Origin of the sequence: Streptomyces sp. NPDC060031 (assembly GCF_042736805.1) — a bacterium.
Lineage (GTDB): Bacteria > Actinomycetota > Actinomycetes > Streptomycetales > Streptomycetaceae > Streptomyces.
Map to the genome: position 1 here is coordinate 1 of NZ_JBHWVM010000037.1, position 25,915 is coordinate 25,915.

Annotated in this window: 22 protein-coding genes; 12 read left to right on the forward strand and 10 right to left on the reverse strand. The window is 74.0% G+C overall.

Annotated elements, in window-relative coordinates; all coding sequences use genetic code 11:
• Both ACFWB8_RS18355 and ACFWB8_RS18360 read left to right on the forward strand, forming a co-directional pair.
• Positions 1-1,245 (forward strand): MFS transporter (locus ACFWB8_RS18355; protein ID WP_385227484.1); only part of this gene is annotated, 1,245 nt, incomplete at its 5' end.
• A gap of 40 nt (positions 1,246-1,285) precedes the next feature.
• Entirely contained in the window at positions 1,286-2,314 is a 1,029-nt protein-coding gene (locus ACFWB8_RS18360; RefSeq protein WP_385227487.1) for a TolB family protein, read from the forward strand.
• 42 nt (positions 2,315-2,356) lie between these two features.
• Here ACFWB8_RS18360 and ACFWB8_RS18365 read toward each other — a convergent pair whose 3' ends face one another.
• Positions 2,357-3,043, reverse strand: coding sequence for a GNAT family N-acetyltransferase (locus ACFWB8_RS18365; protein ID WP_385227491.1), 687 nt, complete (start codon positions 3,041-3,043; stop codon positions 2,357-2,359).
• Positions 3,044-3,183: 140 nt separating this feature from the next.
• On the opposite strand from ACFWB8_RS18365, the gene ACFWB8_RS18370 reads away from it, so the two are divergent.
• The 4 genes from ACFWB8_RS18370 (at position 3,184) to ACFWB8_RS18385 (ending at position 6,968) form a co-directional block, all read left to right on the forward strand.
• The gene (locus tag ACFWB8_RS18370; RefSeq protein WP_385227494.1) at positions 3,184-3,984 is read left to right on the forward strand and encodes an alpha/beta fold hydrolase; all 801 of its coding nucleotides are present in this window, start codon (positions 3,184-3,186) and stop codon (positions 3,982-3,984) included.
• An 89-nt stretch (positions 3,985-4,073) separates the two neighbouring features.
• Positions 4,074-5,303, forward strand: coding sequence for an MFS transporter (locus ACFWB8_RS18375; RefSeq protein ID WP_385227497.1), 1,230 nt, complete (start codon positions 4,074-4,076; stop codon positions 5,301-5,303).
• A gap of 44 nt (positions 5,304-5,347) precedes the next feature.
• Entirely contained in the window at positions 5,348-6,016 is a 669-nt protein-coding gene (locus ACFWB8_RS18380) for a (2Fe-2S)-binding protein (RefSeq protein ID WP_385227500.1), read from the forward strand.
• A gap of 733 nt (positions 6,017-6,749) precedes the next feature.
• Positions 6,750-6,968: a hypothetical protein gene (locus ACFWB8_RS18385; protein WP_385227503.1), complete on the forward strand. Its 219-nt coding sequence runs from the start codon at positions 6,750-6,752 to the stop codon at positions 6,966-6,968.
• 6 nt (positions 6,969-6,974) lie between these two features.
• Here ACFWB8_RS18385 and ACFWB8_RS18390 read toward each other — a convergent pair whose 3' ends face one another.
• Positions 6,975-8,741: a S8 family serine peptidase gene (locus tag ACFWB8_RS18390; protein WP_385227506.1), complete on the reverse strand. Its 1,767-nt coding sequence runs from the start codon at positions 8,739-8,741 to the stop codon at positions 6,975-6,977.
• Between the two features lie 285 nt (positions 8,742-9,026).
• Entirely contained in the window at positions 9,027-10,379 is a 1,353-nt protein-coding gene (locus ACFWB8_RS18395; protein ID WP_385227509.1) for a cation:dicarboxylate symporter family transporter, read from the reverse strand.
• Between the two features lie 105 nt (positions 10,380-10,484).
• On the opposite strand from ACFWB8_RS18395, the gene ACFWB8_RS18400 reads away from it, so the two are divergent.
• Together ACFWB8_RS18400 and ACFWB8_RS18405 are read left to right on the forward strand one after the other, a co-directional pair.
• A complete protein-coding gene (locus tag ACFWB8_RS18400) occupies positions 10,485-12,101 on the forward strand; it encodes an ATP-binding protein (RefSeq protein ID WP_385227512.1) in 1,617 nt (538 codons plus the stop codon).
• Positions 12,098-12,802 carry a response regulator gene (locus tag ACFWB8_RS18405; RefSeq protein ID WP_385227515.1) on the forward strand — a complete coding sequence of 235 codons (705 nt, stop codon included), beginning with the start codon at positions 12,098-12,100 and terminating at the stop codon, positions 12,800-12,802. Before ACFWB8_RS18400 ends, ACFWB8_RS18405 begins: the two co-directional genes overlap by 4 nt.
• Here ACFWB8_RS18405 and ACFWB8_RS18410 read toward each other — a convergent pair.
• Together ACFWB8_RS18410 and ACFWB8_RS18415 are read right to left on the reverse strand one after the other, a co-directional pair.
• Positions 12,760-13,605 (reverse strand): tyrosinase family protein, encoded by an 846-nt coding sequence (locus tag ACFWB8_RS18410; RefSeq protein WP_385227518.1) that lies wholly within the window; start codon positions 13,603-13,605, stop codon positions 12,760-12,762. The genes ACFWB8_RS18405 and ACFWB8_RS18410 overlap by 43 nt on opposite strands.
• The gene (locus ACFWB8_RS18415) at positions 13,602-14,003 is read right to left on the reverse strand and encodes a tyrosinase family oxidase copper chaperone (protein WP_385227521.1); all 402 of its coding nucleotides are present in this window, start codon (positions 14,001-14,003) and stop codon (positions 13,602-13,604) included. The genes ACFWB8_RS18410 and ACFWB8_RS18415 overlap by 4 nt, the downstream gene beginning before the upstream one ends.
• Before the next feature lie 256 nt (positions 14,004-14,259).
• On the opposite strand from ACFWB8_RS18415, the gene ACFWB8_RS18420 reads away from it, so the two are divergent.
• Positions 14,260-15,651: a glutamate decarboxylase gene (locus tag ACFWB8_RS18420; protein WP_385227524.1), complete on the forward strand. Its 1,392-nt coding sequence runs from the start codon at positions 14,260-14,262 to the stop codon at positions 15,649-15,651.
• Positions 15,652-15,657: 6 nt separating this feature from the next.
• Here ACFWB8_RS18420 and ACFWB8_RS18425 read toward each other — a convergent pair whose 3' ends face one another.
• The 3 genes from ACFWB8_RS18425 to ACFWB8_RS18435 all read right to left on the reverse strand — a co-directional run bounded on the left by ACFWB8_RS18425 (position 15,658) and on the right by ACFWB8_RS18435 (position 20,175).
• A complete protein-coding gene (locus tag ACFWB8_RS18425) occupies positions 15,658-18,078 on the reverse strand; it encodes a Helicase associated domain protein (RefSeq protein ID WP_385227527.1) in 2,421 nt (806 codons plus the stop codon).
• A 149-nt stretch (positions 18,079-18,227) separates the two neighbouring features.
• Positions 18,228-19,916 carry a sigma-70 family RNA polymerase sigma factor gene (locus tag ACFWB8_RS18430; RefSeq protein WP_385227530.1) on the reverse strand — a complete coding sequence of 563 codons (1,689 nt, stop codon included), beginning with the start codon at positions 19,914-19,916 and terminating at the stop codon, positions 18,228-18,230.
• 76 nt (positions 19,917-19,992) lie between these two features.
• Positions 19,993-20,175 carry a hypothetical protein gene (locus ACFWB8_RS18435; protein ID WP_385227533.1) on the reverse strand — a complete coding sequence of 61 codons (183 nt, stop codon included), beginning with the start codon at positions 20,173-20,175 and terminating at the stop codon, positions 19,993-19,995.
• A gap of 174 nt (positions 20,176-20,349) precedes the next feature.
• Between ACFWB8_RS18435 and ACFWB8_RS18440 the strand changes: the two genes are divergently transcribed.
• The gene (locus ACFWB8_RS18440) at positions 20,350-22,458 is read left to right on the forward strand and encodes a hypothetical protein (protein WP_385227536.1); all 2,109 of its coding nucleotides are present in this window, start codon (positions 20,350-20,352) and stop codon (positions 22,456-22,458) included.
• Here ACFWB8_RS18440 and ACFWB8_RS18445 read toward each other — a convergent pair.
• Entirely contained in the window at positions 22,455-23,237 is a 783-nt protein-coding gene (locus tag ACFWB8_RS18445) for an IclR family transcriptional regulator (protein ID WP_385227539.1), read from the reverse strand. The two genes, ACFWB8_RS18440 and ACFWB8_RS18445, sit on opposite strands and share 4 nt — an antisense overlap.
• 153 nt (positions 23,238-23,390) lie before the next feature.
• On the opposite strand from ACFWB8_RS18445, the gene ACFWB8_RS18450 reads away from it, so the two are divergent.
• Both ACFWB8_RS18450 and ACFWB8_RS18455 read left to right on the forward strand, forming a co-directional pair.
• The gene (locus ACFWB8_RS18450) at positions 23,391-24,017 is read left to right on the forward strand and encodes a bifunctional 4-hydroxy-2-oxoglutarate aldolase/2-dehydro-3-deoxy-phosphogluconate aldolase (protein WP_385227542.1); all 627 of its coding nucleotides are present in this window, start codon (positions 23,391-23,393) and stop codon (positions 24,015-24,017) included.
• Entirely contained in the window at positions 24,014-24,988 is a 975-nt protein-coding gene (locus ACFWB8_RS18455; protein WP_385227545.1) for a PfkB family carbohydrate kinase, read from the forward strand. The genes ACFWB8_RS18450 and ACFWB8_RS18455 overlap by 4 nt, the downstream gene beginning before the upstream one ends.
• A 30-nt stretch (positions 24,989-25,018) precedes the next feature.
• On the opposite strand, the gene ACFWB8_RS18460 is transcribed toward ACFWB8_RS18455, so the two are convergent.
• A complete protein-coding gene (locus ACFWB8_RS18460; RefSeq protein WP_385227548.1) occupies positions 25,019-25,903 on the reverse strand; it encodes an aldo/keto reductase in 885 nt (294 codons plus the stop codon).
• Positions 25,904-25,915: the final 12 nt, after the last annotated feature.

Genomic DNA, 25,915 nt, shown 5'->3' on the forward strand with positions numbered 1-25,915 from the left:
GCCCCGGGCACCCGCCCGGGGCGGCGCCCCGCCCTCGCCCCCACGGTGCTCGCCCTCGGCACGGTCAGCCTGATCACCGACGTCTCCTCCGAGATGGTCACGGCCGTGCTCCCGCTCTACCTCGTCGCCGGGCTCGGGCTCACCCCGCTCGGCTTCGGACTGCTCGACGGCCTCTACAACGGGGTCAGCGCCCTGGTCCGGCTCACCGGCGGCCACCTCGGCGACCGCTTCGGCCGCCACAAGGCCCTCGCCGGGATCGGCTACGGCCTCTCCGCGCTGTGCAAGCCGCTGCTGCTGTTCGTGCACACCCTGCCCGCCATCGGGGCCGTCCTCGCCCTCGACCGCACCGGCAAGGGCCTGCGCACCGCCCCCCGCGACGCGCTCATCTCGCTCTCCGCCGCCCCCGGGGAACGCGGCCGGGCCTTCGGCGTGCACCGGGCCATGGACACCGCCGGCGCGCTGATCGGGCCGATCCTCGCCTTCCTCATCCTGCGCGGCGCCGCCGACGGCTACGACGCCGTCTTCACCGTCAGCGCCTGCGTCGCCGCGCTCGGCGTACTGGTGCTGGTGCTCTTCGTACCGGGCCGCCGACCGGGACCCCCGCCGGGCACGCCCGCCGCCTCCGACACCGGGCCCGTCTCCCTGCGGGCCTCCCTCGGGCTGCTGCGCCGCCGCGACCTGCGCCGGATCGGTCTGTGCGCGCTGCTGCTCGGCCTGTGCACCGTCAGCGACGCCTTCGTCTTCCTGCTGCTCCAGCACACCACCGGGATCACCGACCGCTGGTTCGCCCTGCTGCCACTGGGCACCGCCGCCGCGTTCTTCCTGCTCGCGCTGCCGCTCGGGCGGCTCGCCGACCGGATCGGCCGCTGGCGCGTCTTCCTCGGCGGGCACCTCGCGCTGCTCGCCGCGTACGCGATCCTCCTCGCCGACGGGCACCATCCCGCACTGCCCTACGCCGTGCTCCTGCTCCACGGCGGCTTCTACGCCGCCACCGACGGGGTGCTGATGGCCGCCGCGGCCGGAGCCGTGCCCGAGGAGCACCGCGGCGGCGGGCTCGCCCTCGTGCAGACCGGGCAGGCCCTCGCCCGGTTCACCGCCTCGATCGGCTTCGGCGCCGCCTGGACCGTGTGGGGCGCCCGCCCCGCGCTCGCCGTCGCCGCCGCGCTGCTGGCCGCGGCCACCGTCCTGTGCGTACGGCTCCGCCCGGCAGGCGCGGACAGCGCGGACAGCGCTGCCGACGCCTGATCCCCGACGCCTCGATCCCCGTACGACCGAAAGGCCGCCCATGACCCTCCGCCGCCGGATCCTGATCCTCGCCTGCGCCGTCGTCCTGCTCGCCGCCGTGGGGGTGCTGGCCGTCGTACGGGCCTCCTCGCGGGCCGACGAGAAGGACCGGCCCCAGGCCGGCGGACCGCAGATCACCCGGGGCGAGCTCACGCTCGCCCCGGGCGAGGGCGGTCGGCGGATCGTGTTCCGGAACATGGCCTGGGGTCCGCACCGCGACGAGCTCGCCAGCGTGCCGGCCGACGCGCCCGAAGGGCCCCGTACCGCCTCCGGGGTGAGCTGCCTGCGCTTCTACTCCGCCGCGGGCACCGGGGTCTGCCTTCAGGCCGACAAGGGCGGGGTCCAGGACGGCTACAAGGCCGTCGTCCTCGACGCCCGCCTCAAGGAGGTGGCCGGCCACCCGCTGGCCGGCATCCCCACCCGGGCGCGGGTCTCGCCCGGCGGCCACCTCGCCGCCTGGACGGTCTTCGTGGGCGGGGACAGCTACGCCGGCACGAACTTCTCCACCCGGACCTCGCTGCTCGACCTGCGCACCGGGAAGTACGACGCCTCCCTGGAGGACTTCACGATCCGCAAGGACGGCAAGACGTACCGCAACGCCGACGTGAACTTCTGGGGGGTCACCTTCGCCGCCGACGAGAAGACCTTCTACGCGACCCTCGCCACCGGCGGCCAGACCTACCTGGTCCGCGGAGACCTGACCGAGCGCACGGTGACGACGCTGCGCGAGAACCTGGAATGCCCGTCCCTGTCGCCCGACGGGACCCGGCTGGTGTTCAAGAAGCGCGTACCGGGCCTGTCGGCCGACGCGCCCTGGCGGCTCCACGTCCTGGACCTCGCCTCGATGCGGGAGACCCCGCTCGCGGAGGAGCGCAGCGTCGACGACCAGGTGGTGTGGACGGACGACCACACGGTGGTCTACTCGCTGCCCGGGGACTTCGGCGCCGACCTGTACTCCGTGCCGGCCGACGGCAGTGGCGCCCCCGCCCGGCTGATGGCATCGGCACTCGCCCCCGCCTTCCTGGGATGACGCCCGGGAAGGCGGGGGACGGGGGCCGTCGGGGCAGGACCGTTACGCCGGAATGAGCGTCTTGCGGCGGCGCTTGCGCTGCGCGCCCGCCGACAGCCTCAGCTCGATGATCGACCGTACGGCCGGCCACTCCTCGTCGAGGATCGAGTAGAAGGCCGTACTGCGGACCGCTCCGTCGAGCCCCCGGGAATGGGCCCGGCGGACCCCTTCACAGGTGAACCCGAGCCGTTCCATCGCGGCCCGCGAGCGTCCGTTGCGGGCGTCCGCGCGCAGCGAGATGCGCCGGACGCCCCAGGTCTCGAAGGCATGGCGGAGCATGAGCAGCTTCGCCTCGGTGTTGATGCCGGTGCCCTGGGCGCCCGGGGACAGCCAGGTATTGCCGATCTCGGCGGCATCGGGGATCGACGTGGCCGGATCGCCGAACGGGACCCCCGGCACGGCGGGCCACACGAGCGGCCCCTGCCAGTAGTCCAGTTCCAGGAACCGGGTCGAACCGACAACCCGCCCGTCGGTGGCTCTGACCACCGCGAACGGGACCGATCGACCCGCCGCCTGATCGGCGAGGGCACGGTCGATGTACTCGTGGGACGCCTGCACGCCGTGGGGTACGGGGGTGAAGGCGTAAGTCGTACGATCCTCGGCCCCGGCCATGGCCAAGGCCTCGGTGTGGTGGGGGGCGAGGGGCTCGAGCCGCACGGAGCGGCCGGCGAGGAGTACGGGTACGGGCACGGAGCCTTCGGTCCTTCTGGGCGGTGGGGTGGTTGCACAGTCTGCGTCCCTGACGTCGCCCCCCGTGCAAAACACGGGTGAAAGGCAACGGGCTGTCAGGTGAACGCGAGTGGCTCAATGTAGCCCCTTAAAGTCCTCTCATGAACCCCCAATTTGGCAATGGCGCGGCACTGTTTTTCGATGACTTGGGTCCCCGCGACGGAGCGGCCGTAATCCTGATCCACGGACATCCGTTCAACCGCACGATGTGGGCCCCCCAGACGGCTGCCCTCGCAGCCGCCGGATACCGCGTCATCGCCCCTGACCTGCGGGGATACGGGGAGAACCCGGCTGTGCCCGGCAAGACGCCGTTCGCCGTCTTCGCCGACGATCTCGCCGCGCTCCTCGACCGCCTGGACATCGAACAGGCGGTCGTCGGCGGAGTGTCCATGGGCGGGCAGATCGCCATGGAGACGCGGCTGCGCCACCCGGGTCGGATTCGGGCCCTGGTGCTCGCCGACACCTCCCCCGTACCGGAGACCGAAGACGGCAAGAAGTTCCGCCGGGAGCTCGCCGACCGGCTGCTCGCGGAGGGCATGGAGCCGTACGCGCGGGAGGTCATCGACAAGATGCTCGCGCCGTACAACGTGACCGGCAACCCGTGGGCCGCGGCGCACGTGAGCGCCATGATGCTCGCGACCGACCCCGAGGGCGCGGCCGCCGCCCTGCGCGGGCGGGCGGAGCGCCCCGACTACCGGCCGGTGCTCGCCGCGCTCACCGAACCCTGCCTCGTCCTGGTCGGACGGGACGACGTCTACACCCCGGTCGCGGAGGCCGAGGCCCTGCAGGCCCTGATGCCGCACTCGGTGCTCCGCGTCATCGAGCGGGCCGGGCACCTGCCGGGCGTGGAGCAGCCGCAGGCTTTCAACCAGGCGCTCCTGGAGTTCCTCGCAAGGCTCTGATCCGTCCGTGCGGCCACGCCGAGTGGCCCGCCCCAGAGGGTCTTCATTGGACCTGTCCGGGGGGCCACTGCGGCTGATCCAATGAGGCCGTGACGATACGGATCCTGCCCCCGCCCGGAGCGCCGCGCCGACTGGCGGCCGCCCAGCTCAGCAATTCCGTCGGAGACGGTGCCTACTACGTCTGTTCGGCGCTCTATTTCACCCGGGTGGTCGGTCTCTCGCCCGCCCAGATCGGCCTCGGCCTGACGGCCGCCTGGGCCGTCGGATCGGTCGCGGGGGTGCCGCTGGGCGCGCTCGCCGACCGGCGGGGGCCGCGCGGCACCTCCGTGGCGCTGGCGGTGGCCACTGCCGCGTCGGTGGCGTCCTTCCTGTTCATCCGCTCCTTCTGGGCCTTCCTGGCCGCCGTCGTCGTGTACGCCACCGCCCAGTGCGGCCTGGCGGCCGCCCGGCAGGCGCTGCTCGCGGGGATCGTGACCCCGCAGGAGCGGACCGGCGTACTGGCCCACCTCCAGGCCGTCCTCAACGCCGGCCTGGCCCTGGGCGCGGCCCTCGGCGGCATCGCGCTGAGCGCCGACACCGAGCGGGCGTACCTCGCGGTGTTCGTGCTCGACGCCGCCAGCTTCCTGGTCTGCGCCGCCGTACTGCTGTCGCTGCCGGTGGTGGCTCCCGTACCGGAGCGGGCGGCGGGGGAGCCGCGGCTGGCGGTGCTGCGGGACCGGCCGTACGCGCTGGTGACCCTGCTGAACGCGGTCCTGCTGCTGCGGATGCCGCTGCTCAGCCTCGCGATCCCGCTGTGGATCGTGGAGCGCACCAACGCCCCCGGCTGGCTGGTGTCGGCGCTGTTCGTGCTCAACACCGTTGCCGTGATGCTGTTCCAGGTGCGCACCGCCCGGCCGGTGACCGACCTGGACAGCGCCCGGCGCGCGCTGCGCGTCTCCGGGCTGGTGATGGCCGCCTCCTGCGCCGTGTTCGCCGTCTCCGCGCTGCCCGAGGCGGGCTGGGCGGCCGCGGCCGTGCTCGTGGTGGGCGCGGCGCTCCAGGTGGACGCCGAGATGCGGCAGTCCGCCGGCTCCTGGCAGATCGGCTTCGAGCTGGCACCGCCCGAGCGGATCGGCCAGTACCAGGGCTTCTTCGGCACGGGGGTGCCGGTCGCCCGGACCCTGGGCCCGCTGGTGCTGACCTCGCTGCTCCTGATGTGGGGCATTCCCGGCTGGCTGCTGCTCGGCGCGCTGCTGCTGGCCGCCTCGTACGGGATGGGTCCGGCGGTGCGGCTGGCCGACGCGTCGAAGCAGGGCCTTTCGCCCGGCGTCCGGAGCTGAGGCCCGCGGGCCCGCGGGCCTCCACCGCCTGAGATCATCCGGGCATGGACGAGGTACTGGGGCAGTTGGCGGGCGTAGGGCCCTTCTTCGCCGTGCCGTACGGGAAGGAGCCGCCCGGGCCCGGCTTCCGGCCGCTGGCGCAGCTGTACGCCGGGCAACTCGCGCCGTACGTCACCGAGGTGGGGCGGCGGATCGGGAGCGGGCCGGGCCGGGTGGCCGGCTCGACCGCGCAGCTCGGGATCGCCTCCCGGCTCTGGTCGCTCGGGCTGGGCTGCGCGGCCCTGTCGGGGAGCGTGCCCGACCTCGCCGCCGACCGGGTGTGGTGGCGGCTGCCCGTCGCGGGGTCGCTCCAGCTCTGGCTGCCGGAGCCGGCGTACCTCCCGGCCGCAGAGCTCGGGGAGAACGTGCTGGGCAACCTCGAAGTGCTCGACGCGGCGCTGCGGGAGCGGTTCGGGGTCTCACCCAAGGTGCTGCGCGGGAACACCGCTTCCGCACTCGTCGGGGCGCTGCGGGTGCTGATCGACCGGGTCCCCGGCGGCGCGGCGGTGGAGGCGGCCGCCGGGCTGCTGGCCGACCGCGGCCCGCTCGGGGGCACCGGCACCTTCCTCCACGAGGAGGGGCTCGGTGTGGCCTTCGTGCGGCGCAGCTGCTGCCTCTACTACAAGGTCCCCGGCGGCGGCTTCTGCGGGGACTGCGTACTGCGGACCCGGTAGCGGCCGGGGACGCGGGTCCGTTCGGGGCAGTGACGGGTGTGGCGGCGGGCGGCCCGCCGGGGGAGCCTCCTACGGTCCCTGCCATGACGCACGCTCGCGCACCGCACCAGCCGCGGCCGTCCGGGATCTCCCGCCGGGCGGCCCTGACCGGACTCGCGGCGGGGGCCGGCGCCCTCGCCGTCCCGGGCACCGCGGCCACAGGAACCGCGGCCGGGGCAGCCGCTGCCGCCGCGCCCACGGCCTCCGCGGCTCCCGATCCCGCCCCCGGAGCCATGGGGCTCTTCACCGATCCGGGGTTCGAGTTCGCCGGCCTCTTCGCCCTGGGCGCCGCCGGGATGCGCGCCTCCGAGGTCGGCGAGGTGCTGAGCGCCGTCAACGAGATCAACACGGCCGGCGCGTCCCGGCCAGGGGCAGTTGCTCTTCGTGGAGGAGGTGCCCTTCACCACACGCTGGGAGAAGGTGGTCGGGCCGCTGATCGACTGGCTGGAGCGACGGGGGGACGTGGACGGCAGCCGGATCGCCCTCACCGGCCTCAGCACGGGCGGCAACCTGGTCGCCCGCGCCGCCGCCTTCGAACCGCGCCTCGCGGCCGTGGTGAGCATGCCGGGATGCCTGAGCCCGTGGCTCGGCTTCGTTCTTCTCGAAGGAGGCCCTGCGCGAGGCGCGCGCCGGCCGGGTCTTCAAGGACCTGTGGACCCCGGCCCAGACGGCGATCGGCCTCGACGTCACCGCGGTGGTCCCGAGGATCAAGGTTCCGACGCTGGTCCTCGACTACGACTTCGAGCAGTTCTACCCGGGCCAGCCGCGGCAGATGTACGACCTGCTCCGCTCGCGGCGCGAGTACGTGAAACTGACGGCGGCCACCGGGGCGCAGTTGCACTGCTCCCCGATGGCCCCACAACAGCACTGCGACGTCGTCTTCGACTGGCTGGCCGACGTCCTGCGGCGCTGACGGTGACTAGAAGGTCAGGTTCCAGGCGTCGATCTTGCCGGTGTCCTGGCTGGCGTTGTCGTTGACGCGCAGCTTCCAGACGCCGTTCGCGACCTCGGAGGAGGCGTTGACGGTGTAGGTCTGGGCGATGTTGTCGGTGCCGCTGCCCGTGTGGTTGTGCAGGGTGTAGACGGTGCCGTCGGGCGCCACCAGGTCGACCTTGAGGTCACCGATGTAGGTGTGCTTGATGTCCACGCCCACCTTGAGGGTGGCCGGCGCGTTGCCGGTCACACCGCTGACGGTGATCGGGCTCTCCACGGTCGCGTTGTCGTTGACCGCGAAGTCCCCGAGGTTCTCGAAGTACTTCCCGGGCGGCGGGGTGGCGCCGACCGCCTTCAGCGCGTCGACCTGGCCCTCACCGAAGAAGCCGTTGTTGGCCGTCGTCCCGGTGCAGCGGCTGTCCGACGGGCAGGCGACGTCGTTGGCCTGGGTGGCCAGCTTGTCGCGGATCTGCGCCGGGGTGATGCCCGGGTTGGCGCTCGCGATGAGCGCGGCGACGCCCACCACGTGCGGGGTGGCCATCGAGGTGCCGCTCTTGGTGCTGTACCCGCCGCCCGGGGCGGTGGAGTAGACGTTGCTGCCGGGCGCCGCGACGTCGATGACGCCCTGGCCGAAGTTGGAGAACGAGGCCTTGGTGACGCCGGTGCCGTTCGCCGCGACCGTGACCACGCCCGGGAGTTCGGTCGGGATGTCCATGCACGCGTTGGTGATGGTGCGGGTGACCGGGGTCGAGTCGTTCGGGCTCGCCGAGTCGGTCGTCTTGTGCGCGAGGTCGTAGTCCTCGTTGCCCGCGGCGGCGACCTGGAGGGAGCCCTTGCTCTCCGCGTACTCCTGGGCGCGCTTGACGCCCTCGATGATGGCGGCCTGGTCGATGTTGTCGGGGCAGTTGAACTGCCACGGGTCCGTGTAATAGCTGTTGTTGGTGACCTTGAAGCCGTGGTCGCCGGACCAGACGAAGGCGCAGATGGTGTTCTCGGCGAAGAAGAACGAGTTGCCGGGCTCGGCCACGCGGACCGAGGAGATCTTCACGCCCGGAGCCACGCCGACGACGCCCTTGCCGTTCTTGGCGGCGGCGACGGTGCCCGCCACGTGGGTGCCGTGGGTGTCCACGTCCCGCCAGGCGCCGACCCGGGTGTCCGCCTTGCCGTACGCGCAGGACGCGGAGTCGGCGGCGTTGAAGTTCGGCGCCAGGTCCTGGTGCTGGTCGTCCACGCCGGTGTCGAGGATGCCGACCTTGACGGAGGCGGAACCGGGGTTGACGGCCCAGGCCTGGTCGGCCTTGATCTGGCTCATGTCGACGCGGACCGGCTCGCCGGCGGCGGTGCTCGACTGCGCCGGGTTGGCGGGCAGCGCCGGGTTGTAGGCGTCGGCCGGAACGTCCGAGGTGCGGGTGGCACCCACCTTCTGGACCCCGCTGACGCCGCGCAGGGTCGTCGCGAAGGTGCTGGAGGTGGAGTGGGCCACGATCACGCCGATGGCGTCGTAGTACGAGAAGACCGAACCCCCGTTGGCGGCGACGGCCGAGCGGACGGCCGAGCTGTCACCGGGGGCGGTGATCACCAGGTAGGCGCGGGTGCCGGCAGCCCAGGTCGCACTCTGGGAAGTCGGCGCCGCGGCCGAGGCCTTGGCGGGGGCGGACGGGACGACCGTGCCGGAAGGAGAGACCGGCGCCGTGCCGGCGAGCGCGGCGGGAGCCCCGAAGGCCAGCGCCGCGCCGAGGGCGGCGGCCAGCACGAGAGTACGTCGAGGTCGGCTGGATATGTGGGGTATCAATGCGTCCTCCGAAGACGACCCGGCGGTGCGGGTGGCACCTACCGGGCCGTACGAAACGAGTGGTGGACGCAAGATGTCAGATGCATGCCACGGGATGGAAGTACCTTTTACAGCACGAGAGTCAAACCGGGCTTGGCCGAAACTCGACCATGGCGTGCAAATGTTGAAGACCGGCCGGGTGGGGCACCGTGGGGGCGAGCCCTGCCCGGCCGGTCGCCGCCGCGTACCGGCTGCGCTACCGCGCGCTCACACCGGTACGCCGTCCTTGGCGTCGGCCGACTGGGCCGGCACGGGGGCGGGGGCCTCGTGTCCGTCGTCGACCAGCGTGGATTCGTCGAACGGCAGCCGCCCCGCGAGCACGTCACCGGCCCGCTCCCGGTCGAACTCCTTCGTCCAGGTGCCGATCAGCACCGTGGCGACGGCGTTGCCCGCGAAGTTCGTCATCGCCCGGGCCTCGCTCATGAACCGGTCGATGCCCACGATCAGCCCGACCCCGTCCACCAGTTCCGGCCGGTGCGACTGGAGTCCGCCCGCGAGCGTGGCCAGGCCCGCGCCGGTCACCCCGGCCGCGCCCTTCGACGCCACGATCATGAACAGCAGCAGGGAGATCTGCTCGCCCAGTGCGAGCGGCTTGCCCATCGCCTCGGCGACGAACAGCGAGGACATGGTCAGGTAGATCGCGGTCCCGTCCAGGTTGAAGGAGTACCCGGTCGGCACCGTGATCCCGGTGACCGGCCTCGACACCCCCAGGTGCTCCATCTTCGCGATCAGCCGCGGCAGCGCCGACTCCGAGGACGAGGTGGACAGGATCAGCAGGAACTCCCGGCCCAGGTAGCGCAGCAGGGCGAACACGCTGATCCCGGTGCAGACCCGCAGCAGCGTGCCGAGCACCACGAACACGAAGAGCAGACAGGTGGTGTAGAAGCCGATCATGATGACCGCGAGCGATTTGAGCGCGTCGATGCCGGTCGCCCCGACCACGGCCGCGATGGCACCGAAGGCGCCCACCGGCGCCGCCCACATGATCATCGCGAGCACGCGGAACACCAGCTTCTGCACGTGCCCGATCCCGCGCAGCACCGGCTCGCCCGCCGTGCCCATGGCCTGGAGCGCGAACCCGCACAGCAGCGCCACCAGCAGGGTCTGGAGCACCTCGCCCCCGGTGAAGGCGGACACCATGGTGGTCGGGATGATCCCCAGCAGGAACTCGGGCGTGCTCTTTGCCGCCCCCGCCGTGGCCTGCGCCTCGCCGGCGTGCCGCACGGCCTCGGTCAGGTGCAGCCCGCTTCCGGGCTCCAGCAGGTTCCCCACCACCAGGCCGATCGCCAGCGCGACGGTGGACATGACCATGAAATAGCCGAGGGCCAGTCCGCCGACCGCGCCCACCTTGGCGGCCTTGCGCACCGATCCGATGCCCAGCACGATCGTGCAGAAGATCACGGGCGAGATCATCATCTTGATGAGGTTGACGAAGCCGGTGCCCAGCGGCTTGAGCTCCACGGCCACGCCGGGAGCGGTGAAACCGACGGTGATGCCGAGCAGTACCGCGCCGATCACAGCGATGTAGAGATAGTGGGTCTTGTCGCGCCTGGCGGCCACGGTGCCTCCTGGTGGTGAATACGTTCCGGGAGACCATCGCCCGAGCTTGTGACCCCGGTCACCCTTGCGTTCATTGAGTTCACGGCCGGGTGCACACTGAACGCCATGCTCCGCTTCCCCCGACCGCCGCGCAGCCTCGCCGGCCAGCTCTTCGCCATGCAGGTGCTGCTGGTCGCCGTGGTCGTGGCCGGATGTGCCGTCTTCGCCTACGCGACCGCCCGCGGCCAGGCCGAGGAGGCCGCCCGGCGCCAGGCCCGGGCGGTGGCCCGAGCGGTCGCCGACTCCCCGTCGGTACTGGAGGCCGTACGGGAATCCGTACGCGGCGCCGACCCCTCGGCCGCGCTCCAGCCCTACGCCGAGCGGGTGCGCACCGACTCGGGCGTGGACTTCGTGACGATCATGGCCCCGGACGGGCGGCGCTGGACCCACCCCGACCCGAGGCGCATCGGCGAGCGGTTCCTCGGCAACACCGCCCCCGCCCTGCGCGGCGAGACCTTCAGCGAGACCTACACCGGCACCCTCGGCCCCTCCATCCGCGTGGTCACCCCGCTGACGGACGGCGGCCGCGTCATCGGCATGGTCAGCGCAGGCATCACGGTGCGGGCGATCAGCGCCCGGCTCGCCGAGCAGCTCACCGCCCTGATCTGGGTCGCGGGCGGCGCCCTCGCCCTCGGCGGCCTGGGCACGTACGTCGTCAACGCCCGGCTGCGCCGGCACACCCACGGCATGAACGCCGCCGAGCTGAGCCGGATGTACGACTACCACCAGGCGGCCCTGCACGGGGTCCGCGAAGGCCTGCTGATGCTCGACGGGCAGCGCCGGATCACCCTCATCAACGACGCCGGACGCGAACTGCTCGGCCTGCGCGGTGAGCTCAAGGGCGCCGGCGTCGCCGACCTCGGGCTGCCCGCTCCGCTCACCGGCGCGCTGCTCGCCGACCGGCCCCGGGTGGACGAGGTGCACCTGAGCGCCGACCGGGTCCTGGTGGTCAACAGCTCGCCGGTGGCCGGCGGCGGCCGCCGGGGCACCGTGGTCACCCTGCGGGACCACACCGAACTGCAGTCGCTCGCCGGTGAGTTGGACCACGAGCGCGGTTTCAGTGAAGCCCTGCGCTCGCAGGCCCACGAGGCGGCCAACCGGCTGCACACCGTCGTCTCCCTCATCGAACTCGGGCGCGCCGAGGAGGCGGTGGACTTCGCCACGGCCGAACTCAGGCTCGCCCAGGCGCTCACCGACGAGGTCGTCACCGCCGTCGGCGAGCCGGTGCTCGTGGCGCTGCTGCTGGGCAAGGCCGCCCAGGCGCACGAGCGGGGCGTCGAGCTGGTCGTCACCCCGGACAGCCGCAGCCTCGCCGACGGCGCCGGGCTGCCTCCGGCCCGCGACCTGGTCACCGTACTGGGCAACCTCATCGACAACGCCGCCGACGCGGTGACCGCCGTACCGGGGGCGCGGATCGCGGTGACCCTGCGGCCCGAGGGGGACGAGCTGCTGCTGCGGGTGGCCGACAACGGCCCCGGGCTGCCCGAGGGGGTGGACGTGTTCCTCAGGGGCTGGTCGGGCAAGGGCGAGGGCCGCGGCCTCGGCCTGGCGCTGGTCCGTCAGGTGGCCCAGCGCTACGGTGGAGCGGTGGTCGCTGCCCAACGTCCGTGTGGGGGCGCGGAGTTCACCGTACGGCTGCCGATGGCGCAGTCCGCCGCGCGGGGCGAAGGCGGGTCCGTATGAGCGCGCCCGAGGTGCGGGTCCTGGTGGTCGAGGACGATCCCGTCGCCGCCGACGCGCACGCGCTGTACGTCGGCCGGGTGCCCGGTTTCACCGCCGTCGGCGCCGTCCACTCCCTCGCCGAGGCCACCCGCGTCCTGGAGCGGACCCGGGTCGACCTGCTGCTGCTCGACCTCGCCCTGCCCGACGGGCACGGGCTGCGGTTCGCGCGCGGGCTGCGGGCCGCCGGACACCCCGCCGACGTCATCGTGGTGACCTCCGCGCGGGACTTGAGCGTGGTCCGCGAGAGCGTCTCGCTGGGCGTCGTCCAGTACGTACTGAAGCCCTTCGCCTTCCCCACCCTGCGCGAACGGCTGCTGCGCTACGCGGAGTTCCGGGCGACGGCCGCGGGCGAGGCGGCCGGGCAGGACGATGTGGACCGGGCGATGGCGGCCCTGCGCGCGCCCCGCCCGGCCGAACTCCCCAAAGGGCTGAGCGCGCCGACCCTGGACCGGGTCGCCGCGCTCCTGCGGTCGGCCCCCGAGGGGCTGACCGCGGCCGGGGCGGCCGGGGCGGCCGGGATCTCCCGGATCACCGCCCGCCGCTACCTGGAGCACCTGGTGGACACCGGCCGCGCGGGCCGGACCCCCCGGTACGGCCAGGTCGGCCGCCCCGAACTGCACTACCGCTGGCTGGCCGCGGCCGGCTCGGTGTCGAAGGTGTAGAACTTGCGGTGATCGAGCATGTCCGCCGGGGTCACGTCGTTCCACGGCCGCATCGTGTCGCGCAGGTCCACGACGTTCGGGGTGCCGGCGGCGGGCAGGTAGGTGGACTGCGGGTGCCGGGCCTGCCAGTCGGCCCACAGCTTGTCCACGAAGGCGTGGTGCATCCAGAACACCGGGTCGTTGGGGGAGACGCCGGTGGCCATCTGGCCGCCCACCCAGACGTGCACCCGGTTGTGCAGGTTGGCTCCGCGCCAGCCCTCCAGGTTGTTGCGGAAGCCGCTGGAGGAACTGTTCCAGGGGGCCGTGTCGTACACGGGCATGGCGAGCACCGCGTCCACCTCGGCCTTGGTCGGCAGCTCGGCCACGCCGGCGCCGAGCGCCCGGCGCAGGTAGGCGCGCCCGTCGACCCGTACGGCTATGTCCCACTTGCCCGTCGCGTACGCGAACGGCCCGTCGAGGACCTGCCCGTCGCGGGCCCGTCCGGTGCCGCCGAGGAAGTCGGCGGCCCAGAGCGAGGAGCGGGTGGTGCGGTCGGCGCTCCAGTCCCAGTACGGGATCGAAACGCTCGCGTCCACCGCCTGCAGAGCCGCCTCGAATTCGAGCAGAAAGCGACGGTGCCAGGGCAGGAAGGAGGGGGAGCGGTGGCCCACCCGGTCGCCCGAGTCCGTGTCGGCCATGATGAAGCCGTTGTGGGTGGTGACGAACCGGTCGTAGCGGCCGGTGCGCTTCAGCTCCAGCAGCGCGTTGGTGAAGGCGCGCTTCTCCTCGGGAGTGAGCGTGGCCTGGTTCTTGCGGACGGTCATGCCGTGCCTCCCATCGGGGCGAACGGGAGGAGGGTCGCGCCCTGGAGCTCCCGCACGGCGGCGCGGGCGAGCGAGGCGGGGCTGGCGAAGGTTTCGTAGTGGTTGACCACGCTGATCCAGGTGCCGTCGGCGTTCTGCATCACGTGCAGTTCGCGGCCGTCTATCCGGACGGTGGGCATGCCGGGGGAGTGGTGGCCGCCGTGGTGGCCGCCCCCGCCCGCCGCGGCAGGGGTTATCTGGATGCGCCGGCCCTGGTACACCTCGTCGACCGTGCCGGCGGGTGTGGTGGCCGCGCGGGGGTCGGCGGTGGCGGCGTGCGCGGTGGCGCCTGCGATGCCGAGGACGGTGAGTGCACCGGCAGTGGTGCCCAAGGCCTGCCGGCGGGTGATCTTCTTCATGGCCGAAGAACTATCAGGGCGGCGGCACCAGTTGACCGCTATCCGGACATCATCGGATAAGTTTCATATAGAACGATTAGTGGGATCTTCCCGTTCGGTCCGGATCCAGCGGCCCGGACGGGAAGATCTGCTGCGAACATCCTACTCATCAGTAATTTTTTCGGTTGCGCGACATCCCTATGGAGGGGATCACATACCCGGAGTCGGCCGGAAGGTGCATCGCGGTGCATGGGCGATATTCCCCTATAGTCCTGATATGGCTCTCCATAAGACGAAGGACGCACACGCCCGCGACGCTGACACGGACGTGTTCGCGTCCGTACTGAGCGGCCAGATCCTCCCCAAAAACAGGATGCCTGACGACCACTCACCCTCCGAGGTCGTCTACGAGCTGCTCCACAACGAGCTGCTCCTCGACGGCAACGCCGCCCAGAACCTGGCCACCTTCTGCACCACCTGGTCCGACGACGGCGTACGCCGCCTGATGGCCGAGTGCCTCGACAAGAACATGATCGACAAGGACGAGTACCCGCAGACCGCCGAGATCGAGGCCCGCTGCGTCAACATCCTGGCCGACCTGTGGAACGCCCCGGCCACGAACGCCGCCACCGGCTGCTCCACCACCGGCTCCAGCGAGGCCGCCATGCTCGGCGGCCTCACCCTCAAGTGGCGCTGGCGCGAGCGCCGCCGCGCCGCCGGACTCCCCGTCGACCGTCCCAACCTGGTGTGCGGGCCGGTCCAGATCTGCTGGGAGAAGTTCGCCCGCTACTTCGACGTCGAACTGCGCCAGATCCCCCTGGAACCCGGCGCCACCGGCCTGCAGCCCCATCAGCTCGCCGCGCACGTCGACGAGAACACCATCGGGGTCGTCGCCATCCTCGGCGTCACCTACACCTGCGACTACGAGCCCGTCGCCGAGCTCGCCGCCGCCCTCGACCGCATCGAGGCCGAGCACGGCTGGGACGTCCCCATCCACGTGGACGGCGCGAGCGGCGGCTTCGTGGCCCCCTTCCTCCACCCCGACGTGGTGTGGGACTTCCGGCTCCCGCGGGTGGCCTCCGTCAACACCTCCGGGCACAAGTACGGACTCGCCCCGCTCGGCGTCGGCTGGATCGTGTGGCGCAGCGCCGACCTGCTGCCTGCCGACCTCGTCTTCGACGTGGACTACCTGGGCGGCGACATGCCCACCTTCGCCCTCAACTTCTCCCGGCCCGGCGGCGAGGTCATCGCCCAGTACTACCTCTTCCTGCGCCTGGGCCGCGGCGGCTACCGGCGCGTCCAGCAGGCGTGCGCCGACACCGCCCGCTACCTGGCCCGCGAGATCGCCGAGATGGGACCCTTCACCCTCCTCTACGACGGCGAGGGCGCACTGCCCGCCGTCTCCTACGCGCTCACCGACCCGGCCGCCGCCGGCTTCAGCCTCTACGACCTCTCCGACCGGCTGCGCATGCGCGGCTGGCAGGTGCCCTCGTACCCGCTGCCGGCCGACCGACAGGAGACGGTCATCCAGCGGGTCCTGATCCGCCACGGGGTGACCCGCGACCAGATCGCCCTGCTCGTCGCCGACCTGCGGCGCGCGGTGGAACACCTCACCGCGACCCCGCCGCCCGTGCCCGCCACCGAACCCCGCTCCGGCTTCCACCACTGAGGACGCTCACCCCGACGCCGACCACCGCATGCCCAGCGCGGTCAGTGCCCCGGCGCGCTCCGGGCTGAGGGAGGCGGCGCGGGAACGCTGGTTGGCGATCCAGGAGCCCAGGCGGAACTCCTGGTCGCCGACCCGCTCCACATGCGTACGGGGGACCAACAGGTGCCGCTCGCGGGCGTGGAACCGCCGGGCCGCCTCCAGATGCGCGGCCCACGCGGCGCCATGGCCGAGCCGCTGCCGCGGCCGTTGCCCGCCGGGGTCCGGGGCCACGCCCAGGGTGTGCTCCAGCATCCAGCGCTGGACCCCGGTCAGCCGGTCCCACGACTGCCGCTGGGCCCGCAGCCACACCCCGAGGTCCTCGCCCTGCACCACGGCCTCACCGGGGCCGCCCGGGAGCCGGCCGCCCGCCTCCAGGTGCACCCGGGTCAGGTGGAAGGCCCGCTGCCAGGAGATCTCCCAGGCCGGACACCAGGCCGGGTCCACCGCCTCCAGCGCCGCGCGGCGCTCGGCCGACAGCGCGCCCGGCCCCTCCCGGCGGGCGGCGGCCCGCTGGTTCTTGACCCACACCCCGACCGGGGAGCCGCGCCAGGTGGCGTCCACCGGCGGCAGCAGGTGCCCGTGCTCCGCCGCCCAGCCGCGGGCCGCCGCGAGCCCCTCCTCGAAGGTCACGTCGAAGTGGCTCCACACCATGCCCAGTTCGTCGAGCTGAGCCCGGCGCTCCCGGCCCAGCGCCCCGCGCCGGTTCGTACGCCGGGCGTCCGCGATCCACTGGCCGAGCGGGAAACCGGCCAGCCCCGGCGGCCACTCCTCCCCGGCCGCGGGCACCTTGTACGCGAACGGCACCTTCAGGTCCCCGAAGGCGCCCGCGTAGATCCGGGCGGCCTCCACCCCGCGCCGCCAGTGCTCGCGCTCCGGGCGCAGCACCCGCAGCCGGATGAAGGCCGCCAGCAGCGCCGGATCGCGGGGACTGGAAAAGCTCAGCAGGGACCGCGCCCCCGCCCGCAGACCCGTGTCCGCCGCGCCCTGCACCCCGCGCCGGCTCGGTGCCTGCGGCTGCGCCAGGGACTCCACCATGCGGGTGTCGTGCGCCCGCAGCGCCTCCAGCAGCCGCGCGAGGTCCCCGTACGCACGGGAGGTCAGCATCGTCTCCGGGGACTCGCCCGGCCCCAGCAGCACCGGCACCACCAGCGAGGCGATCTTGCCCTCGCCGGGCCGGATCCGCAGCGCCCGCCCCACCGCCTGGACCAGGTCGGGCATGGATCCCCGTACGTCGGCCCAGTACACCGAGTCGCACTCCTTGGTGTCCACGCCCTCGCCCAGCACCCGCACACTCCCGAGGAACGCCTTGTCGGCGACCCGGTACGCGGCGAAGGCGTCCAGCACCCGCCGCCGGTGCGCCGGGGTGTGCTGCCCGCACAGCCAGTCCGCCCAGACGGTACGGGGATACACCGGCTGCGGGGAGCGGTTCGCGGCCCGCAGCCGCGCCGCCACCGCGGGCAGCCCGGCGGCGAAGGCCTCGGCCTCCCTCGTCAGGTGGTGGAAGACCAGCGTCCGCCGAAACCCCTGCTCGGCGGCCGCCTTCACCAGCGCCGTCTGCAACGCGGCCAGCCGCGCCCCGCGCACCGCGTCCGAGCGCCCGTCCGGACCGAGCAGCACGGCCGCCTGGAACCCCGGATCGGTGACGTCCACGCAGACGATCTGGTACGGGGCGCATATCCCCCGGTCGATGGCCTCCGCGAGGGTCAGGGTGTAACAGCGCGCACCGAACGGGCCGTCCGCGTCGTCCTCCATGGACGCCACGAGATCGCCCCGCCCCTTGGGCGCCGGCCCGTCGCCCTCCTGCGTCTCCTCGCCGTCCTGCCACACCCGGGGCGTGGCCGTCATGTACAGCCGCCGGACCGCCGGGATCCGGCTGTTGTCGTGCACCACCGCCCAGGGCTTGCCGATCCGCCCCGAGGTGCGGTGCGCCTCGTCGACCACGATCAGGTCCCAGCCCGGCAGCCCTTCGCGATGGGCCCGCTCGACGGTGCCCAGGCCCAGCGAGGCGTACGTGGCGAACACCGTCACCCGGTCCACCCCCCGCCCGGCCCAGCGGGCCAACGCGGCCGGATCGGTGGTGGTGGGCACGCCCGCGTCCTCACCGCGCAGCGAGCACACCGCGAAGGCGCGCCCCGTCCGGCCGCCCTCCCGCCAGGCCGTCGCGGTCTGCACCAGCAGGTCGAGGGAGGGAACCAGCACCAGGACCCGGCCGGCCCGCATCTGCTCGGCCGCGTGCACCGCGACCAGGGACTTGCCGGAGCCCGTCGCCATGATGACCTGCGTCCGCAGACCCGCCCGGGGGACCCCGCCCCCGGCGGGCAGCTCGAGGGCCCGCACCACGGCGTCGACCGCCTCGCGCTGGTGGGGACGGAGCTTCTTGCGAGCCATGCGCGTCACCTCACCCCGTGATCTGCCCGTTTGCCTCCAGCACCTATCTTGCCCCGGTTTTGAAGCAGGGGCGGGAGGCGGGGTGCGCCACCGGGCGCAGGCGGCGGGGCAGACCGTCGGGGACGCGCTACCGTCAGGTTACCGGCAGGTCACTGGCGGGCCCCGAAGTTCTGCGTCCACCACGGGCCGCCCGCGCCCTGGTGGATGCCGACGCCGATGTCCTTGAACGAGCAGTTGAGGATGTTCGCGCGGTGCCCCGGGCTCTTCATCCAGGCGTCCATGACCTGCTGGGGAGTCTGCTGGCCCTGCGCGATGTTCTCCCCGTACGTCGACCAGCGGTACCCGGCGGCCGTCGTCCGCTGCCCCGGGTCGGAGCCGTCGGGGTTGGTGTGCGAGAAGAAGCTCCGCTTGGCCATGTCGTCGGAGTGCCCCTGGGCGGCTGTACGCAGCTGCGAGTCCTCCTTGAGCGGACCACAGCCGGCCGCCGCCCGTTCGGAGTTGACCAGTGCCACGACCTGGGAGGCGGTGCCGCCCTGCGGCGCGGGGGCCGGGGCGGGGGCGCGGCTGGGCGGCGGGGTCGAGCGGGTCTGCGACGGGGTCGGCGTCGGAGTGGGGCTCGGGCTCTCGGCCGACGGGCTCGGCGAGGCGGAGGCCGACGGGGACGGAGTCGGGGACGGGGACGCGGAAGCCGACTGGGAGGGAACCCCGGCGCCGTCCGTGGCCGACAGAGCGGCCAGCGGGGCCGCGGGCGCGCCGCCCGCCTCGGAGTCGCCACTGCCGGGCAGGGTGCCGAGGTACACCAGACCGCCGCCCGCGACGCAGGCGGCGAGCACCGCGCCGCCGATCACCCGGCGCCGGTTCCTGCGCCGCCTGCGCTGCGCGCCGCGTCCGCCGGCCGGGCCCTCGGCCGAGCTCTGGACCGGGGTGAGCTGCGTCGGCGCATCGGCGGGGCCCCCGCCGGCAGCGCCGTCGGCGAAGCCCGCACCCGAGAGGTCGAAGCCCGCCCCCGAGAGGTCGAAGCCCGCGCCCGCGAGGTCGAAGCCGGCCGCCGCGGCCGACCGTACGCCCGCCAGCAGGGCCGCCGAGACCGGCACCAGCGCCAGCCCGGCCAGCAGCCCCTCGGCCGGCATCAGACCGCCCCACAGCCCGGAGCACCGTACGCACTCCCGGGCGTGCCGGGCTATTCGCTTGCGCCACAGGGCCGAAGGCAGGCCGTCCCAGCTCGCCGCCACCGTCCGAAGCCCCTCGCAGGGCGGCTGCGTGTCGAGCGCCCGCTCCACCACCCGGGCCGACTCCAGCTGCGCCTTCATCCGCTGCACCCGTACCGCGGTGTGCTGCGGGGACAGCTCCAGCGCCACCGCCATCTCGGCCCGGGTCAGCTCACCGGCGCACTCCAGCCACCACAGCGACAGCAGCGCCCGGTCGTCCGGCTCCAGCCAGCGCGTGGCCCGGGCCGTCTCGCGCCGCTGTCCCTCCAGCTGGAGCCGTGTGACGGTCAGGTCCACGAAGTCGGCGCCCGGGTCGGCCAGCTCCCACGCGGCCTCCAGGCCGCTCTCGCCGGGGGCGCTCTGCCGGGCCTGCCAGTGCGCCCGCACCCGGTTCATCGTGATCGCCACCAGCCAGGACCGGAAGCTCTCGTCCGCGCGCAGGCCGCCCAGCCCGTCGAGCGCCCGCAGCATCGTGTCCTGCACCACGTCGTCCACGTCGCAGGATCCGTTCAGAGCCCGCCCGACGATGTTGTAGACGAGCGGCAGATAGGTGCCGACCAGTTCGTCCTGCGCACGGGGATCGCCCGCGCGGGCCGCGGCGACCAGCGCTGCCGTGTGCTCAGTAGTCATGTGATGTTCCCTGTCCGTGCCGGCGGTCGATGATGCCCAATACCTGGGAGACCGTCGAGAGGGGCCCCGATAACACTTATCCGCAAAACACGTTCCCGGCCTGCGGCGGGTGGCCGGGCGAGGGACGGTCCTGCGCGGGATCGGCCACCAGGGTGGAGCCCCGTGCCGAGGCGTCCATCCGGGTGATCCGCCGCAGGGCAGCCAGCATCGCATCCCCCGGCACGGCGTCCGCCACCGCCCGCTCCACCAGCTCCTCCACCAGCTCCTCCGGCTGCTCCGGCCGGTCCCGGCCGCGTACCGGACGCCCGCCGCGGGCCCGGCGGCGGGGAGACGGCCCTTGCGGGGAACCGCGGGACTGCCGCTCTCCGTTGGGGTGTCCGAACGTGCGGGCGGGGTCACAATGGGGAGGACCACGGGGCGTGTGGGGGGCGGCATGTCGGCGTTGCCATTACGGGGTTCCGGCCGGGCCAGGGGCTGGCTCGGCTACCTCGGTGCGGTCGGGCTGGGCGCGGGCGCGGTGGCGCTCGCGGCCGTGTGGACCTCGGGGGCCTGGGCCGCCGGGATCGGCGCGGCGGTGACCACCCTCTCCGGACTCGTCGCGGAACGGATGAGCCCCGCGGAGCCGCACGGCGCCGCCCCGGGAGAGGTGCTGCGCACCCCGGCCGGGCGGATCCCGCGGCTGCGGAGCGTGGACCGGCCCGAACTGGCCGGCGCCCACCCCGCCGAAGGCCCCGGGCACCCGCCGCCCGCGTACATCGAGCGCGACGCCGAACCGCGGCTGCGCGAGGCCCTGGACCGGGCCCCTTTCGTGCTCGTGGTCGGGGAGTCCACGGCCGGCAAGACCCGGCTCGCCTACGAGGTGGCCCGCACCCGATACCCCCGGCACGCCTTCGTCCGGCCGCTGTCCCGCGCCGCGCTGCCCGAGGCGGTACGGATCGCCGCGCGGCGGCGCCGCGCCGTGCTGTGGCTCGACGACCTGGAGGACCACCTCGGCGCCGGCGGGCTCACGGCCGCCCAACTGGCTTCGCTCCGCCGGGCGGTGGTGATCGCGACGATGCGGGTCCAGGAGTACCGCCGCTACGACGCCCGTGAGGAGAGCCGGCTCACCGGCTCCGACCGGGACGCCTGGCGGGCCCAGCGGGACCTGCTCCAGCACGCCGCCGTCATCCGGCTGCCCCGGCACTGGTCCCCGCGCGAGCGTGACCGGGCCGCCGCCCACGGGGGCGACCCGCGGATCGGCGCCGCGCTGCGCGCCGGGGAGCGGTTCGGGGTCGCGGAGGTGCTGGCCGCCGGGCCGGAGCTGCTGGCCTCCTGGGACAACGCCTGGGCGCCCGGAGCCAATCCGCGCGGCGCCGCCGTGGTGACGGCGGCGGTGGACTGCCGCCGGGCGGGGCTGCGCCGCCCCGTCACCCGGGAGTGGCTGCGGGAACTGCACGCCCCCTACCTGGCGGCGCGCGGCGGCGGGGACCTCCAGCCGGAGCCCTTCGCCGCGGCGATGGAGTGGGCCTGCGCGGCCGCCTACGCCACGAGCGGCCTGCTCGTCGGCAACTACGGGGCCGGCTTCACGGCCTTCGACTACCTGCTGAACGCGCCGGGCCAGGGCGCGGTTCCCGACCACCTGTGGCGGGGCCTGCTGGCCCGGGTGGAGCCCGCGGACGCCTACGACATGGGTTTGGTCGCCCACCAGGAGGGGCGCCTCGCCCGGGCCGTCGAAGCACTCGCGTTCGCCCGGCGCGGCGGGGTCCCGGGCGCCGAACTGCCGCTGGCCACCGCGATCGGGGACTCGGGGCAGCCGCGCCGGGCCGCCGCGGACCTCGCCGGGATCGTCCGGCGGCGTACGGACCGGCTCGGCCCCCGGCACCCGGACACCCTGGCCGCCCGGCACCAGCTGGCCTTCTTCACCGGGGAGTCCGGCGACCCCCGGGCCGCGGCGGCCAAATTCGCGGCCCTGGCGGCGGACACCGGGGAGGTGCTGGGTCCCGACCACCCGGACACCCTGGCGACCCGCCACCAGCTGGCCTACTTCACCGGCGAGGCGGGCGACCCGCGCACGGCGGCCCGGCAGTTGGAGGCGCTGCTGTCCGACCGGCTGCGCGTCCAGGGCGCCGGGCACCCGCAGGTGCTGGCCACCCGTCGCAGCCTGATCTGGTTCCGCCCGGGGGAACCGGCCGAGACCGAGGGGGCGTTGACGGAGCTGCTGACCGACGCCGAGGAACGCATCGGCCCCGACGATCCGCACACCCTGGCCATCCGGGGCAGCCTGGCGGCACTGGCCGCCCGGGCCGGAGCCACCGCCGAGGCGGCCGAGGCCTGGGGCGCGCTCGCCGCCGACCGGGCCCGGGTGCTCGGCGAGGGCCACCCGCACGTGATCCACTCCCGGCTGGAGTGGGCCCGGGCCCTGATCGCCCAAGGCCGCCCGGCCGAGGCCGGGGCACTGTTGACCGCAGTCCTGGCGCAGGCCGAGCCCGTCCTGGAGCCGGGCCACCGGCACCTGCGGACCGCCCGCGAACTCCTGGCCGACGGGCCGGCGGCCGGGTGCTAGAGCAGCGGGGCCAAGGCCCGGGTCGCCGCGTGCAGGGCCGGGGCGTACGACTCGATCTCCTCGCGGGAGACCAGGAAGGTGACCGTGGTGACGCTGACGCCGCCGACCGGGCGGCCCGTCGGCCCCAGGATCGCGGCGCCGATGCAGCGGATCGTGGGTTCGTTCTCCTCGTCGTCGAGCGCGAACCCCCGGTCCCGTACGGCCGCCAGCTCGGCGCGCAGCGCCTCCGGCGTGGTGAGCGTGTTCGGCGTCCGGCGCGGCAGCCCGGCGGCGGAGATCAGCTCCGCCGCTTCCGCGGCCGGCAGGTGGGCCAGGATGCTCTTGCCGATGGCCGTCGTGTGCAGCGGCATCCGCATGCCGACCCGGGAGGCCGTCCGGAAGGGCTGGGCGCTCTCCAGCTTCCGGATGTAGGTGATGCTCTCCCCGCTGTGCAGGGCGAGGTGCACGGCCTGGCCGGTGGTCTGCCGGAGCTCGTACAGGATCTCCTCGATGCTCGCCGGCTCCCCGCCGGTGACCACGGCGGACAGGGCGCGGAGCCGGGGTCCGACCCCGTACCGGCCGTCGCCCTCGGGGCGTACGAAACCCTGCTCGACCAGCGAGGCCAGGATCCGGAACGTGCTCGACTTCGGCACCGCGGCGGCCGCCGTCACATCGGTGAGCCGGTGCGGGCCTCCGGGCGCGGCCACCGCCTCCAGGATCCTCAGGGACTTCTCCAGTGCGGAGCCGGCCGCCGAGGTCCGGCCCCCGCGTGCGCCGCCGGCGGCTTCTTCCGTTGACACGGGGTCTCCCAGCCTGTGTAGGGTCTAGACCAGATCGTTCCGGTACACGATACCGAGTTCCACTACGTGGAACAAATGGAGGGGGCTGCCGTGCCGTCCGCATCGTCCGCATCACCTGTGCCGTCCGCGTCGCGCTGCCATCCGTACGCGGTCATGGCAGCCCAGCGCCTGCTTCCCGTGCTGCGTGACGCCGACGCGGACGAGGCCGTCCGCCGGACCGCGGTCCTGCTCGCGGCCGCCTGCCGCGCCGTCGAGCTCACCACCTCCACGCCCGGCTGGGCCGAGGCCGTCGCCCGCACCGCTCCGCTCACCGACGCACGCGGCCGCCCCGCGCTGATCGGTGTCGGCACCGTGACCACCGCCGAACACGCGCGCACCGCGCTCGACGCAGGCGCCGCCTTCCTCGTCTCCCCCTACCCGGCCCCCGAGGTCCGAGAAGTCGCCGCGGAGCGCCGAGCCGTCTTCGTCGAAGGCGGCTTCACCCCCGGCGAGATCGCCTCCGCCGCCCGGTCCGCCGGCGCCGCGAAGGTCTTCCCCGCCCACGTCGGCGGCCCGCGCTTCATCCGCTCCCTCACGGCGGTCCTCCCCGACGCCCTGATCATCCCGACCGGCGGCATCGCGCCCGCCGAGGTCGGCGACTGGCTCGCCGCCGGGGCGGCCGCCGTCGGCATCGGCAGCGGCCTGCCGGCCGACCCCGCCGAACTGGCCGCCGTATTCGCCGAGCTGGCCCTGCCCTGCTGCGGGCGCGGTGCCTGTGCGGACCGGAAGGCGCGACCGTGACCCTGCCCGCGACCTCGGCCGCGATGTACGACGTCCTCGTGCTCGGCGAGGTCCTCGTGGAGATCCACGCCGACACCACCCTGCGGGACGCCGCCGACGGCACCCCCGCCCGCATCTCCTATTCCGGCGACGCCCTCAACGCGGCGGCCGCCGCGGCGGCAGCCGGGGCCCGTACCGCGCTGCTCGCGGTCGTCGGCGACGACGAGCTCAGCGTCCCGCTGCTGGCCCGCGCCGCCGAGCTCGGCGTGGACGTCTCGCACGTACGCCGCGCCCCGTACCCCAACGGCGCCTACCTGCTCTGCGCCGACACCGAGGGCGACCGGGAGTTCGTGTACTGGCGCACCCGCAGCGCCGGTTCCACGCTCAGCGCGGAGCACATCGAGTCCTGGCGCGAGCTGCTCGCCGGCTCCGGGGCGCTCATCACCAGCGGTATCGCGGGCGCCCTGTCGCCGAGCAGCCGTGACGCGGTGCTGGCCGCCGCCCGGCTGGTGCACGAGGCCGGCGGCCACCTCTCGTACGACCCGAACTTCCGCCCCCGGCTCACCGGTCGGAGCAAGGCCCGGGAGCTGCTGGCCCGGATCGCGCCGCTGACCGGGCTGCTCAAGACCTCCTGCCCGGCCGACGCGCTGGCCCTGGTCGACACCTGCGACCCCGTCACCGCCGCCGCCCGCTACCGCGCGCTCGGCGCCCGCAGCGTCGCCGTCACCGCGGGCGCCGACCGGCTGCTGCTGGACGACGGCGCGGGGGCGGCTTACCACCCCGTGCCCGTCAACCCCCGCCCGGTCGACGCGACCGGCGCCGGGGACTGCTTCACCGGCACCGCCACCGCACGGCTCGCGCTCGGCGACACCCTCGCGGACGCCGTCGCCTACGGGCTGGCGGCCGCCTCCCTCTCGGTGTCCGGGCGCGGGGGCACCGGAGGGATCCCCGCCTTCGCCGATACGGCCGCCCTGGCCGCCGTACGCCGCTGACCGCAGCCGTCGCGTCGGGACGCTACGCCGTCACGCGGCTTCGAGCAGGGCGATCTCCGCCGCCGACAGGCGCACCGCACCCGCGGCGATGTTCTCGACGAGGTGCTCCGGGTTCCCGGTGCCGGGGATCGCCAGCACGTGGGGGCCGCGGTTCAGCGTCCACGCCAGGCGCAGCTGGGCCGGTGAAACCCCGTGGGCCCCGGCGACTCGCCGTACCCGCTCGTCCTCGGACGCGACGACGCCGGCCTCCCGGCCGGCTCCCGCGATGGCGAAGAACGGCACGAAGGCGATGCCCTGTTCCCCACAGGCGTTCAGGAGGGCGTTCTCCTCGGCCGGGGCCCCGATCCCGTACGCGTTCTGCACGCACACCACCGGTGCGATGGCCCGGGCCTCGGTGAGGTGGTGGGCGGCGACGTTGGAGATCCCGAGGTGCCGGATGAGCCCGGCCGTACGCAGGTCTGCGAGGACCCCGAAGTGCTCGGCGAGCGGCTTGCGGGCGGCCGAGGGCGGCAGGCGCAGGTTGACCACGTCCAGGTGGTCCCGGCCCAACTGGCGCAGATTCTCCTCGACCTGCCCGCGCAGCTGTCCGGGCTCGGCCCACCACCAGTTCCCCGCCGGGTCCCGGCCGGGGCCGACCTTGGTGGTGATGACGAGCTCGTCGCCGTACGGGGCGAGGGCGCGGTTGATCAGCTCGTTCGCCGAGCGGGTCGGGGAGAAGTAGAACGCGGCGGTGTCGATGTGGTTGACCCCCAGCCCGACGGCGCGGCGCAGTACGCCGGTGACCCGCTCCCGGTCGCTGGGGGAGCCGTCCGCGAGATGGGTGAGGCGCATCGCGCCGAATCCCATGCGGTTGACGGTCAGGTCGCCGAGCCGCCAGGTGCCCGCGTCCGCGGCGTCGATCTTGTCTGAAGTCATCCGGTGAGGGTA